Source organism: Marinobacter maroccanus (assembly GCF_002933275.1).
Classification (GTDB): domain Bacteria; phylum Pseudomonadota; class Gammaproteobacteria; order Pseudomonadales; family Oleiphilaceae; genus Marinobacter; species Marinobacter maroccanus.
The window spans coordinates 79322-92037 of the sequence record NZ_PSSX01000014.1; the positions used below are offsets into that span (position 1 = coordinate 79322).

General features: G+C 58.9%; 11 protein-coding genes. 8 read left to right on the forward strand and 3 right to left on the reverse strand.

The window, feature by feature from the left end:
- Nucleotides 1-78 precede the first annotated feature (78 nt).
- From KEHDKFFH_RS14720 to modC, 5 genes are read left to right on the forward strand one after another with little or no spacing between them, the layout of a single operon-like run.
- On the forward strand, nt 79-1065 hold the full coding sequence (locus KEHDKFFH_RS14720) for a sterol desaturase family protein (RefSeq protein ID WP_104322599.1): 987 nt from the start codon (nt 79-81) through the stop codon (nt 1063-1065).
- Nucleotides 1031-1993: an alpha/beta hydrolase gene (locus tag KEHDKFFH_RS14725; protein WP_104322600.1), complete on the forward strand. Its 963-nt coding sequence runs from the start codon at nt 1031-1033 to the stop codon at nt 1991-1993. Before KEHDKFFH_RS14720 ends, KEHDKFFH_RS14725 begins: the two co-directional genes overlap by 35 nt.
- Before the next feature lie 17 nt (nt 1994-2010).
- Nucleotides 2011-2799, forward strand: coding sequence for a molybdate ABC transporter substrate-binding protein (modA, locus tag KEHDKFFH_RS14730; protein ID WP_104322601.1), 789 nt, complete (start codon nt 2011-2013; stop codon nt 2797-2799).
- Nucleotides 2799-3479 carry a molybdate ABC transporter permease subunit gene (modB, locus tag KEHDKFFH_RS14735; RefSeq protein WP_104322602.1) on the forward strand — a complete coding sequence of 227 codons (681 nt, stop codon included), beginning with the start codon at nt 2799-2801 and terminating at the stop codon, nt 3477-3479. The genes modA and modB overlap by 1 nt, the downstream gene beginning before the upstream one ends.
- On the forward strand, nt 3476-4558 hold the full coding sequence (gene modC, locus KEHDKFFH_RS14740) for a molybdenum ABC transporter ATP-binding protein (RefSeq protein ID WP_104322603.1): 1083 nt from the start codon (nt 3476-3478) through the stop codon (nt 4556-4558). The genes modB and modC overlap by 4 nt, the downstream gene beginning before the upstream one ends.
- A gap of 89 nt (nt 4559-4647) precedes the next feature.
- Here modC and crp read toward each other — a convergent pair whose 3' ends face one another.
- Complete coding sequence (crp, locus tag KEHDKFFH_RS14745) at nt 4648-5289, reverse strand: cAMP-activated global transcriptional regulator CRP (protein WP_007153756.1); 642 nt, start codon at nt 5287-5289, stop codon at nt 4648-4650.
- A 265-nt stretch (nt 5290-5554) separates the two neighbouring features.
- Here crp and KEHDKFFH_RS14750 point away from each other — a divergent pair, with 265 nt between their 5' ends.
- From KEHDKFFH_RS14750 to KEHDKFFH_RS14760, 3 genes are all read left to right on the forward strand, one after another.
- Complete coding sequence (locus KEHDKFFH_RS14750) at nt 5555-5977, forward strand: OsmC family protein (RefSeq protein ID WP_104322604.1); 423 nt, start codon at nt 5555-5557, stop codon at nt 5975-5977.
- A 248-nt stretch (nt 5978-6225) separates the two neighbouring features.
- Nucleotides 6226-7020, forward strand: a complete 795-nt coding sequence (gene speD / locus KEHDKFFH_RS14755) for an adenosylmethionine decarboxylase (RefSeq protein ID WP_104322605.1) — start codon at nt 6226-6228, stop codon at nt 7018-7020.
- A 135-nt stretch (nt 7021-7155) separates the two neighbouring features.
- The gene (locus tag KEHDKFFH_RS14760) at nt 7156-8004 is read left to right on the forward strand and encodes a pirin family protein (protein ID WP_104322606.1); all 849 of its coding nucleotides are present in this window, start codon (nt 7156-7158) and stop codon (nt 8002-8004) included.
- A 4-nt stretch (nt 8005-8008) separates the two neighbouring features.
- Here the strand turns inward: KEHDKFFH_RS14760 and KEHDKFFH_RS14765 are convergent, their stop codons facing one another.
- A complete protein-coding gene (locus KEHDKFFH_RS14765; RefSeq protein ID WP_104322607.1) occupies nt 8009-8875 on the reverse strand; it encodes a phosphoribulokinase in 867 nt (288 codons plus the stop codon).
- 18 nt (nt 8876-8893) lie between these two features.
- Nucleotides 8894-12661, reverse strand: coding sequence for a DUF1631 family protein (locus tag KEHDKFFH_RS14770; RefSeq protein WP_104322608.1), 3768 nt, complete (start codon nt 12659-12661; stop codon nt 8894-8896).
- Nucleotides 12662-12716 lie beyond the last annotated feature (55 nt).

The following is a 12716-nucleotide window of genomic DNA, read 5'->3' on the forward strand; positions in this document are numbered from 1 at the left end:
CTGGCGTGAACCGACATTCCACTGCCCGGGTTACATGCCAGAATAAGCCTGTAGGAACTGGAACCCGGCGGGAACTCTATGGCTTTGACCGACATGATGCTGGCCGTACTGGAAGAAAGCGGTCTGCTTGCCCTCTGGAAGGTGGCGTCGCCCTGGCTGGCGCTGGATGAACGGCAACTGATTTTTGTGGTTGCCACCCCCGTCTTTGTGGCCGTTACGCTTTGGGAATACCTGAAGATTCGCCACGATCCGAGGCTGATGGATACTCGTGAAGCGGTCAGGAACTTTGCCCTTGGCGCCGGCTACCAGGTGACCGAGCTGCTCTTCGCCGGCCTGATTGCATTTCCTGTTTACGCCCTCTGTTACCACTACCGCCTGTTCGATCTGGAATTTAATGCATTCACTGCCTTGCTGACCTTTCTGGGCGTGGATTTCTGCTTCTACTGGATGCACCGGGCCAGTCACAGGGTACGGTGGTTCTGGGCCGCGCACGTGGTGCACCATTCTTCCGAACGGATGAACTTTTCCACCGCCATGCGACAGAACGCCACCAACATTTTCAACGGCATGTGGGCGTTCTATCTACCCCTGGCACTGCTGGGACTGAACCCCGTCTGGATCGGCGTGGCTTACGCACTGTCACTGGTTTACCAGTTCTTTATTCACACCACACTGATTGGAAAACTGCCCCGATGGGTTGAACTTGTTTTCAACACCCCGAGCCATCACCGGGTTCATCATGGCCGCAATCCCGGTTATATCGACCGTAATTACGGCGGCACGCTGATAGTATGGGATCGCGTGTTCGGCACGTTTGTCGACGAAAATGCCCAGGATCCGCCCGAATACGGAATCACCCGGCCCATCCGCTCCAACAACCTGATTGTGCTATGGACCCACGAATACGTGGACCTGTTCCGCGACATGGCGCAGCCAGGCGGACTATTGTCTCGCCTTACCCACCTATGGAAGCCGCCGGAGTGGCAACGCCCGGCCACAGTGAAAAACAACAAGGAAACGGGCCGTGACAATGAACGAACATCCCCTGATGCTGAACGCTGGTGATGGCCACACGATAACCGGGACGGTCTTCAACCCGGCGGCACCGACCGCCATTCTCATTATCAGCCATGGCATGGCCGAACACGGCGACCGTTACACACCACTGGCACGCTGGCTCGGCGAAAACGGCATAGCCGTTATCACCTATCATCACCGGGGCCATGGCCCGAGCTGCCCTTCGGAGAACCTGGGGTACTATGCCGACCAGCATGGCTGGACCAGTGTGGTTGACGACCTGCATCAAGTGGCTCAACACACCCGTGCCCGATTTCCCGGGCTGCCAGTCAACCTGCTGGGTCACAGTATGGGTTCCTTTATTGCCCAGGCCTACGCCCAGAGCCACGGCGACATGCTGGACTCTCTGATCCTCAGCGCCACCAACCGCATTGACCGGGGCCAGCTCCTGGCATCCCGGACCCTGATCGGTCTGATCCGACTGGTTCGCGGCAAGCGGCACCGCAGCCGCCTGGTGGCCCGAATGACCTTTGAGCAGTTCAACCGCAAGTTCCGCCCGAACCGAACCAATGCCGATTGGCTTAGCCGGGATCCGGACCAGGTGGATCGCTATATTGCCGACCCGCTGTGTGGTTTCGAATGCACGGTTGGCCTGTGGTGGGATTTCACTGGTGGTATGCTACGCCTTTCGCCGGCGACCTGGCGCAAAGATCTCCCGGTGCATCTGTTTTCAGGCACTGCAGATGCCGTCGGGGAAATGGGGCGTGGCGTCCGGAGGCACTTCCAGACCATTCGTGAGGCGGGTGTTGAAAACGTCACCCTGAGATTGTTCGAAGGCGGCCGCCATGAGATGCTCAACGAGACCAACCGGGACGACGTCCGGGATTACCTCCGGTCTCTGTGCCTGACCTCAGGTTCACCGTCAACGGTCGCGCATCCGGAAATGTCACCACAAACTCAAGCCATCATTGATTGAATCTGTAAGGACGTTGCATGGGTTATCCCCGAGGCCTCAGGCTGTCCCGTACCTTGAGACTGGCTCTGTGCCTGTCTGGCTTCACCATCACCGGGGCTGTTGCTGGCGAGGTCAGTCTCGGGGCCGCCGCCAATTTTACCGACACCACCCGGGAACTGGCGCAGCAGTTTGAAGCCGTAACCGGGCACACCGTGTCCGCAAGCTTCGGATCCACGGGTAAACTCTACGCCCAGATCAGAAATGGCGCGCCCTTCGACGTGTTCATGGCCGCCGACGTGCGACGGCCAGCGCTGATCGAACAGGAGCAGGCTGGCATTTCTGGCACCCGGTTCACCTATGCCCGGGGCAAACTGGCGCTCTGGAGTCCTGCCGCTGGAGCTTTTGAAGATGCCCGGAACTATCTGGCCAGCCAGCCCTTCGCGAGGCTGGCCATCGCCAACCCGAAGACGGCCCCGTACGGCCTCGCCGCGCAGCAGGTTCTGGAACACATGGGTCACTGGGATGCCCTGCAGCCAAAACTGGTTCGGGGGGATTCCATTGCCCAGACGTTCCAGTTCGTTGTCAGCCGCAATGCCCAGGCCGGCTTCGTAGCCTTGTCCCAGATACGATCCTGGAAAGATGATAAAGGCACTTTCTGGGCAGTTCCCCAGAGTTACTACCACCCCATTGATCAGCAGGTTATCCTGCTGAATCGCGGAGCCGGCAACGAGGCCGCCCTGGCCTGGATGGATTTTCTGAAATCAGACGCCGCCATTGCTATTATCCGGAGCTATGGATACGACACCGGAAATGACACGACCAACTGATGTTTGAAACCTACTGGGATCCGGTCTGGCTGACATTGAAGCTGGCCACGACGACCACCGTACTGCTGCTGTTGATCGGCACCCCCATCGCCTGGTGGCTGGCCCGGACCCGACACTGGCTTCGGCAACCGATAGCGGCCGTGGTTGCGCTGCCCCTGGTTCTGCCGCCGACCGTGCTGGGTTTCTATCTTCTGCTGGTCATGGGTCCGGAAGGCTGGGTGGGCCAGATGACGCAGTCCCTGGGTATCGGGCTGCTGCCATTTACCTTCGAAGGCCTGGTGGTGGCGTCGGTCATCTATTCCCTGCCCTTTACCGTTCAACCTCTACAGAACGCGTTCGAAGCCGTCGGTGAGGGTTTCATGGAAGTTGCTTCCACGCTCCGGGCAGCGCCCTGGGACCGGTTTCTGTTCGTCGCGGTCCCCCTGGCCCGGAACGGCTTCCTGACAGCCGCCGTACTGACTTTTGCCCATACCATTGGCGAGTTCGGCGTAATCCTGATGATCGGCGGCAACATCCCGGGTGAAACCAAGGTGCTTTCTGTCGCCATCTACGACCATGTGGAATCGCTGGAATACACCGAGGCCCACTGGCTGTCCGCCGGCATGGTGGTGTTCTCCTTTGTGGTTCTGGTGACTCTTTACGCGCTGAACGGCAAAGCCCGCTCTGGAGCCATCAGATGACCGCCTCCAACACCATCCGTGCCCGCTTCCAGTGTACCTTCCCCGGCTTCGGCCTCGACGTCGACCTGACTTTGCCAGGCACCGGCATTACCGGCCTGTTCGGACATTCAGGGTGTGGCAAAACCACTCTATTAAGGTGCATGGCAGGCCTGCAGGGTGCCTCGGGCACCATGACCGTTCTTGGCGAACCCTGGCAAACCGAGACGTTCATTCGACCAGTCCACAAGCGGCCCCTGGCCTATGTATTCCAGGAAACCCACCTGTTCCCTCACCTGAGCGTGCGCAAGAATCTGGAATTCGGGTATCGGCGCATTCCGGCCGGCAACCGACAAATCGGATTCGACGATGCCGTGCGATGGCTTGGCCTGGAATCACATCTGGACAGAATGCCTGTCGGCCTCTCTGGTGGTGAGCGCCAGCGGGTGGCCATTGCCAGGGCCCTGCTGACCAGTCCACGGCTGTTACTGATGGATGAGCCGCTGTCCGCTCTGGACCTTAACAGCAAGCAGGAAATCCTTCCCTATCTCGAACGGCTGCACGATACGCTGGCCATTCCGATCATCTACGTATCCCATTCAACCGAGGAAGTTGCCCGGTTGGCGGACCATATTGTGATGATGACGGAAGGTCGTGTGGTCGCGCAGGGGCCCCTGAGGGAAACCCTGGCCGGCATCGATAACCCTTTCCGCGTCCAGGACGACGCCGGTGCCTTGCTGGAAGGCCAGATCATCGATCTTGACGAGTACTGGCATCTGGCACTGTTCCGGTTCGATGGCGGCCAGCTCTGGCTAAGATGTGACCACCGGGTAAAACCGGGAGACCAGGTTCGGGTGAGGGTATTGGCCCGGGATGTCAGCCTGGCCCTGACCGAGCATTCCGACCAGAGCATCCAGAACTTGGTACCGGCAGTCATCGACCAGATTGATCCCGATGTGGCTCCGGGGATCAGCCTGGTGCGACTTCTGGCCGGAACGACCCCTCTACTGTCGAGACTGACCTCCCGTGCCGTCGCCCAGCTCGGTCTCGAGCCGGGCATGAACGTCTGGATGCAGGTCAAATCCGTGGCCCTGGTGGCCTAGCTCGGGCACAGCAACTGGCTACGCTGACTGCGTGACGCAAAAGGCCGCTGTTGAAAGCGGCCTTTTCAAAGCAGGGTGATCGGTAAGACTCAGCGGGTGCCGTAAACCACCATGGTCTTGCCCTTGACCCTGACCAGTCCCTGATCTTCCAGAGTTTTCAGTACCCGACCGACCATTTCCCGGGAACAGCCAACGATCCGCCCGATTTCCTGGCGCGTAATCTTGATCTGCATACCATCCGGGTGAGTCATGGCATCCGGCTCCTTGCACAGATCCAGAAGGGTACGGGCAACACGACCGGTGACATCCAGAAACGCGAGGTCGCCGACCTTGCGGGTGGTCTGGCGCAGGCGAGAGGCCATCTGCTCGCCGATGAAGTACAGAACCCGTGGATCCTGCTGGGCAATCTCCCGGAATTTGGTGTAGCTGATTTCAGCCACTTCGCATTCAGTCTTGGCCTTTACCCAGGCGCTGCGGGAATCCATGTTGTCGAACAGCCCCATCTCGCCGAAGAAATCGCCGGCGTTCAGATAGGCCATGATCATCTCACGACCATCGTCATCCTCAATAATGACGGTTACCGATCCCTTGACGATGTAGAACAGGGAATCGCTCTTGTCACCGGCATAGATAATTGTGCTCTTGGCTGGGTAACGGCGGCGATGGCACTGCGAAAGGAAATAGTCGAGATGCTTGGTTTTCTGCTCAACCGGCTTGACGATAGTGGCCATAATGCGAGTCGTGCCTCCTCAGATACTGGCGGGTCCCAATGTTTGTTATGCACCCGGCTTTCCATGCGGGTTCGTTCTTTTTTATTGCAAAACTCCGCAACTTATAACAAGAAGGTCTGTTGCGGGCAACCGGAAAGAGTATACAACATGTATCCGTGATCGGCCTGCCTGGCGAGGCCGGTTGTGCTAGCATCCCGACACAGGTCATCTTTGCCGGGGCTTTGACGCAAATTAATCCCGCGCAATTACAACGGAGAAGCATCCCATGAAAGCAACTGTAGACTGGACCGGCAATGCCAGTTTCAAAGCCACCAGCGGCAGCGGCCACAGTGTCCAGCTTGATGGCCCGCCGGACCACGGTGGCCAGAACCTGGGCCCGCGGCCGATGGAAATGCTGCTAATGGGGCTGGGAGGCTGCTCGGCGTTTGATGTCATGAGCATCCTGAAGAAAAGCCGCCAGGACGTAACCGCCTGCCACGCCGAACTTGAAGCCGAGCGGGCCGATGCAGTACCCGCAGTCTTCACCCGGATTCACCTGCATTTTGTAGTAACCGGGCACAACCTCAAGGAGAACCTGGTCAAGCGGGCCGTCAGCCTGTCGGCAGAGAAGTATTGTTCAGCATCCATCATGCTGGAACAGGCTGGCGTTAAGATCAGTCACACCTATGAGGTTTACGAGGCCGATTAGCAGGCCGGACAAACCGCTTCGGCGCCCCTCATGAGCCAAATCCCCGGGCCCGGGTGCAGCGGAAATCACGGATGCTAAAATGTCATTGCAAATACTATTCAACATCACTTGCGGTGTGCATAATACGCACCCTCTCCGCCGGTCTGCGCAAAAGGTGAACAACCCGGTCAGTAGTCGGTGGCGGCCTCGGCAGAGCGCAGCAATGCAGCTCTGCAGTCATTCATCTCCACGATCCGGAGGGGCTGAGCATGGAATCAAAACTCCAGCTGCATGGTTTCAACAACCTGACCAAATCCCTGAGCTTTAACATCTACGACATCTGTTATGCGCAGACCGAAGAACAACGCACGGCCTACATTGACTACATCGATGAGATGTACAACGCCGAGCGCCTGACCCAGATTCTGACCGACGTCGTCAAGATTATCGGTGCCAACGTCCTGAACATTGCGCGTCAGGATTACGAGCCCCATGGTGCCTCGGTCACCATGCTGATTGCCGAGCATGAACTGACCCACGGTGAGGAGCCGGACAACGAAGAATCCCCGGGCCCGCTGCCGGATGCCATTGTGGCGCATCTGGACAAGAGTCACGTAACCGTCCACACCTATCCGGAAAGCCATCCCCACGATGGTGTGAGCACTTTTCGGGCAGACATCGACGTATCCACCTGTGGTCTGATTTCACCACTGAAAGTGCTGAACTATCTGATCCACAGCTTTGATTCCGATGTCGTCACCGTGGATTACCGGGTTCGCGGATTTACCCGCGATGTGGACGGCACCAAGCACTACATTGATCACGACATCAACTCGATCCAGAACTATCTGACAGAGGATACCCAGAACGCCTATCAGATGATCGACGTGAACGTGTACCAGGAAAACCTGTTCCACACCAAGATGATGCTGAAGAACTTCAACCTCGACAACTATGTGTTCGGGGTGAACGCCGGCGATCTTGATCCCGCCGAAGCGCAGTCCATCGAGGACCGTCTGCGTCGGGAGATGCTGGAAATCTTCTATTCCCGCAACGTCGAATGATCGCCTCCTGTGGCGCCCCGCCCGGGGCGCCACAGGTCCTTCAGTTTTTTTGATGTCACCCGCCAGATTTCTGCGTTTTATTCTCTCCTCCTATCCCGTTTAAATAGAGTCACGAGCTAACGAGAGGAGGACACCATGACCCAGCGCTCCCTGAAACAGATTATTCCAGCCCTGGAAACGTCCGACGGGGCCGGCGTGCGCATCAAGCGCTCCATCGGTCAGCAACAGAACATACGTCTGGACCCGTTCCTGATGCTGGACGAATTCGGTTCCGCCGAAGCCGCCGACTATATCGCCGGTTTTCCATCGCACCCCCACCGGGGTTTCGAAACCGTGACCTACATGATCGAGGGGCACATGCTGCACGAAGATCATCTCGGTAACCGGGGCGACCTGCGCAACGGCGGTGTGCAATGGATGACCGCCGGTCGCGGCATTATTCATTCTGAAATGCCCCAGCAGGAAGAGGGCGTGATGCGTGGTTTTCAGCTATGGCTGAACCTGCCGGCGGCGGAAAAAATGACGGAAGCCGGCTATCGGGACATTCAGCCGGAAGAGATCCCCGAGATCAGCCTCGACGGCGGCAAAGTGAAGCTTATCGCCGGTTCCATGGCGATTGATGGCCAGCCCCGCGAGGGCACAGTGGCGGGCGGCAGTACTCAACCGATCTACGCTGACATTCACATGCCCCCCGGGGGACGTCTTACCCTGCCGGTTCCGGAAGGTCACAATGCCATGCTGTACCTGTACGAGGGCACAGCCAACCTGGGTGATCGCGCGCTGCAGCTCAGCGCCGCCAACATTCTGGCTGACAGCGGTGACCAGATTGCACTCAGTGCCGGAGACTCCGGGGCGCGCCTGCTACTGATTGCCGGCAAGCCCATAGGTGAGCCGGTGGTCCAGTACGGCCCCTTCGTGATGAACACGCGGGAGGAGATTGAGCAGACACTCCGGGATTACCGGGACGGCCGACTGACTGCCTGACCGATCAGGCGAACGGCTTTCTTGCCATCAGCCGCTGCACCATGGGCCTGACAATCAGGTCCATGGCCAGCGGCATTTTTGTGCCCGGAATCACGAGGGTATCGTGCCGTGACAGACTGCTGCCAGAAATCACCTGCAGCAGGTAGGGAAAGTCCACTTCCGACTGGTCCCGGAACCGGATCACCAGCATGCTCTCATCTTCAGTAGGCACATCCCGGACGACAAAGGGATTTGAGGTGTCCACCAGGGGGATACGCTGGAAATTGATGTGGGTATGGGAGAACTGGGGCACGATATCGTGAACATAGTCATCCATTCGGTTGATGATGGTTTCCACCACCGCTTCCTGACTGTAGCCCCGCTTGTGGGTGTCCCGATGGATCTTCTGGATCCATTCGAGGTTCACGATCGGTACCACACCGATCAGCAAGTCCACGTACTGGGCAATGTTGCAGGTCTCGCTGACCACGCCACCGTGCAACCCCTCATAGAAGAGCAGGTCCGTATCTGCAGGTAAGGGGCCCCAGGGGGTAAAGGTTCCGGGTTTGTGTCCGGCTTCAACCAGCCTGCGATCCTCATCATGGACATATTGCCGGTACCGGCCATTGCCGGTGTGGCCGTAATCGTAGAAAAGCGCTTCCAGCTTGTCGATGTGATTGGCAGCCAGGGCAAAATGGTTGCGCTCACCGAACTGACCTTTGGCCGCCAGCCTGGCCATTTGTTCACGATTGTAACGATGGAAACTGTCACCACTGACCATGGCGGCGTTCAGCCCTTCACTGGCGAACATCCGGCTGAAAATCTGGCCGGTGGTGGTGGTTCCCGCGCCGGATGAACCGGTAACCGCAATGATCGGATGGCGTTTTGACATAGGGGCAGACTGCCGGAATCAGGTGAGGCTGTCGAGTAAACGGGGCTTCTCGACCACGAAGCCCTGGGCGTAGTCCACACCCAGTTGCCGAAGCATGTCCAGAACGTCCCGGGACTCAACCTGGGAAGCAATCACTTCCCGGTGCATGTAATGGGCCATATCCACCATGGAGCGGACCATCGCACGATCGGTCTCGCTGGTTGCCAACTGGCCGGTAAAGGCACTGTCGATCTTGATCAGATCCACCGGCAACGAGCGCATGAATTCGAACGAACTGGGGCCGCTGCCGAAGTTGCCCAGACAGAACCGGCAGCCAAGTTCTTTCATCTCAACAATGAAATCCGCCACCGACTGAACGTCGTTGATCGCCGAAGCTTCGGTAAGCTCGAACCAAAGCCGCTCAATGGGTGCATCCTTCTCACTCAGCTTCTCATAGATGAATTCCAGCAGCGACTGGTCGTTCATCGAGTAGCCGGACAGGTTGATACAGACACCGCCGAAGTGCCTCGGGTCTGGCGCCTGTTCCCTGAGCCAGTCCAGCATGTGCCCGACCACCCAGCGATCTACTGCCTGCATACGGTCATAGCGCTCGGCCATGCGCACGAAGTCCCGGCCGGTAATCAGGGTGCCCTCATCATCGTACATGCTGATCAGCACCTCATACTGCGCCGCCATAGAGGCGTTCGCGTGCAGAGGTATGATTTTCTGGCAGCGCAGCAACATGCGCTCTTCGTTCAGGTCACTGAGGCTGGCAACCTTAGCGGCGATCTGCTCTTGGCGGGACTGATCCTCGGCATCCAGAGCATACTCCGACACCTTCCCATGCCCCTGTTGCCGGGACGCTGCCAACGCCTGTTCAGAGGCCCGTAACCAGCGTTCTGCGCTGACCAGTGCCGGCAAAGTGGGAACCACACCGGCGCTGGCCGAAAGCCGATAGGCCCGACCGCCAAAACTGAACTCGGCGGCCTCGACTGCCCTGATCAGATCCCTGGCCGCATCGCTGGCACTCTCGGAGGGCACCAGCATGGCAAATTCATTACCTGCCAGTCTGGCCACGGGCATTCCATCACCCACGTGGCTACGCAGAATATCCGCGACCCGTTTCAGGGTCTCATCGCCGGCCTGGTAGCCGGCAGTGTCATTCAGCAGGCGGAAGCGGCGAAGATCCAGGCGCACCAGGGAGCGCTCATCTTCCCGGCGGGCCAGTTGCTGATCCAGCATGCGCTCGAATTCCCGCCGCCCCAGAAGGCCGGTCAGTTCATCATGGGTTGAGGCCCAGGACAGCTGGTCGTAGACCTTGCGAACCATCCGGTCGATACTTTCATCCACCAGCGGCCGCTCATACTGGCTATCGGGAACGATAACCCCCTTTCGCATCTGACGGGCCAGAGCCTCAAGCTCCAGCTCCACCACCCGCATGCCCTGATGATTCACAAACACGAAACGGCTGAATCCACGGGCAATCCAGACCAGACGGATGTACTGGGGCTCGTTCGGATTTTCCTGGTCCCGGAGCCAGTCACCGGTACGCAGTTGCTGGGCCCGGTTGATCCAGCGCTGCAGGCTGCGCTGTTCCCGATCAGACAGTTTTTTCGTGTCTGCCTGCTCCGGCCTGGCCGGCGGCACCTCAACCAGCTCGGGGCTTTGTTCCGGGCTGCGGACCAGGAACTGCTTGAGCTCGTCCCGGATCTGCGAAGAGGGCATGTGGTTGCTGGAAATGGAAGCCAGGCCATCCTGAATGACCCGCAGCAATTCCGGCAGGTTGATCGAACTGTTGGGGTCGTCAGCGAAAGACAGCAAGGAGTCAATCACCGCCAGGTAATCCTGCCAGAGCTGGCTGTCCGGCCCCTGCCGGATCCAGGTCAGCGAAAGCAGGTCCCGCCAACCGCCGTCCAACAGACTGAGCACGGCCTTGGGCACCTTGCGCCCACCCAGTTTCTGATCCAGCACCTCGGCCACGGCCTTCTTGGATTCGGCCACCTTCTGGGCGCCTTCTGCCGCCGCTGTAACACGCTCCACGTTCCTGCGATACACGAGATTCTGACGGTCGATCAGGGTGTCCAGCTCCTGAACCGTGTGCTCAAATACTCCGGTGTCCTGCTCGAAATCCGTGGTAATCCGCTGTACCAGCTCATCAACCCGACGCTGAACCACCGGGTTGATACGGCCACCCTTGACGCCCAATTGGGCCAGGCGGTTCATCACCCCCCGAACCGGGCTGTCCTGATCATCAAAAAACGCGGGGTCGCGCATGACAACTTTCAGAACGGGCACTTCCAGCTGCCGCATACGCTGCTGTGCGTACTCACTGAGCTTCGGGCTTTCCACCACCGACTTGAAAAAGCGGTCGACCACATCGACCGTTTCCTGCTGCGCCTCATCCAGCCTGTTGTCACCGCTTGCCTTGACCTTCTCTACCACCCGGTCCTTCAAAGGCGCGAGCTCTTCACCCCCCTCAACGGTCTGTGACTGCAGCTGCTGAAGCTCCCGCTGGAGTTCTCCGGATGACAGTGGCCTGGCGTTTGGCTGAAACGGCATGGGCTCCGGATCGCCCCGGGCCACACGGCTCGCACTGAGGGTGTTGAGCAGATTGCGTACGGTTGCGAATGCAGTCTGGGCGGCCTGGGCATAGCCCCGGAATTCACCACCCAACATTCCGGGTTTCCGGCGTGGCTGGGCCTGTCTGGCAGCACCCTCATCCGCTTTTGGCTCGGACTTCGACTTCGCAGAGGCACTCTCCTCCGCAACGGGCTCTGGCTGAACCTGCTCCTTCTTTTCCTCCGGCTTCGCCTCGGCCTGCTCGCTCAGATATTTGCTCAGATCCAGGTCTGGCAGAACACCATGGCGAATCAGAATATCGTTCAATTCTTTATAAAGGGGACCCAGCTGTTGCAACACCGTCTGCTCAAACACCCGCAGGCAGACCTTCTCCACCTCCCGGGAAGCCTTGAGCTGGTTAAGGCCATGGTGGAACGCTTCGCAGACCAGAGAGGGTCCGAGGGGGTTGTGGTGGCCCGTGGCGTTGGCGATGCCAAGTTTGTCCAGCCGAAGCTTCAGCTGCAGCAGGTCACCGCGATACTGGGTATCTGCCTTGGTCACCATCACCCGGATGGTCAGCCAGTCCTCGAACTCGCCCTTGTCCACCACCGACAGCTCGGAGCCGGGAAACCCTTTGGGGGCGGGCTTCAACGGCGATTCCAGGCTTCGCGCCATCTGGTGCCAGATCACCCGTTGCCGGGCCTGGATCTGGCCGGAGGCGTCCATGTACTCATTGGCCTGTTGATCATTCGAGGCTTTCTGGGCTGCCTGCTTCAGGCCATCCACCATCTGAACGAAACAGGCGTCCATCAACGGCTCGATGAACTGGATCACTGCCTTGGCAGACTGGTGCAGGACAAACTGGACCCGGTCGCTGGGGGCCCGGAGCGAGGAGCGATCCTGACGGCGGGAGCCGCCACATTGCTGCAGCATGGCATCAACCGCTTGCGGGTTCGGGCGGCTGAAATTGACACCCATGGCGCCATCAATACGCCGGACAATGCTGACATGAAGTTCGTGGCGCCTGGCGCCATCAAGGCCACGAAAACGTATTACCAGTTCTGGCGGTGTTCCGGAAGCAAACGCCCTGTCCAGCTTCTTCGAGGTTTCACTCGAATAGCGAACGAAAAGGCCCTCCGCACAAAAGTCGGCAATCTGGCACGGCCAGGCCTCGCCGGTTCCCAGATCAATCTGAGCGGCAAGCTTGATAGGTTGGCGGGGGCTGCTACGACGTTCTCTCGGATCCATGAACTACCTGATATCTCGCAAAGCCGGACCAGTCACCGAACACACTGCCCGGTAC

What these genes read in the sequence shown, in the direction of transcription:
- KEHDKFFH_RS14720 (WP_104322599.1), top strand. Translation starts at nt 79, where the DNA reads ATGGCTTTGACCGACATGATGCTGGCCGTACTGGAAGAAAGCGGTCTG.
- KEHDKFFH_RS14725 (WP_104322600.1), top strand. Translation starts at nt 1,031, where the DNA reads ATGAACGAACATCCCCTGATGCTGAACGCTGGTGATGGCCACACGATA.
- modA (WP_104322601.1), top strand. Translation starts at nt 2,011, where the DNA reads ATGGGTTATCCCCGAGGCCTCAGGCTGTCCCGTACCTTGAGACTGGCT.
- modB (WP_104322602.1), top strand. Translation starts at nt 2,799, where the DNA reads ATGTTTGAAACCTACTGGGATCCGGTCTGGCTGACATTGAAGCTGGCC.
- modC (WP_104322603.1), top strand. Translation starts at nt 3,476, where the DNA reads ATGACCGCCTCCAACACCATCCGTGCCCGCTTCCAGTGTACCTTCCCC.
- crp (WP_007153756.1), bottom strand. Translation starts at nt 5,289, where the DNA reads ATGGCCACTATCGTCAAGCCGGTTGAGCAGAAAACCAAGCATCTCGAC.
- KEHDKFFH_RS14750 (WP_104322604.1), top strand. Translation starts at nt 5,555, where the DNA reads ATGAAAGCAACTGTAGACTGGACCGGCAATGCCAGTTTCAAAGCCACC.
- speD (WP_104322605.1), top strand. Translation starts at nt 6,226, where the DNA reads ATGGAATCAAAACTCCAGCTGCATGGTTTCAACAACCTGACCAAATCC.
- KEHDKFFH_RS14760 (WP_104322606.1), top strand. Translation starts at nt 7,156, where the DNA reads ATGACCCAGCGCTCCCTGAAACAGATTATTCCAGCCCTGGAAACGTCC.
- KEHDKFFH_RS14765 (WP_104322607.1), bottom strand. Translation starts at nt 8,875, where the DNA reads ATGTCAAAACGCCATCCGATCATTGCGGTTACCGGTTCATCCGGCGCG.
- KEHDKFFH_RS14770 (WP_104322608.1), bottom strand. Translation starts at nt 12,661, where the DNA reads ATGGATCCGAGAGAACGTCGTAGCAGCCCCCGCCAACCTATCAAGCTT.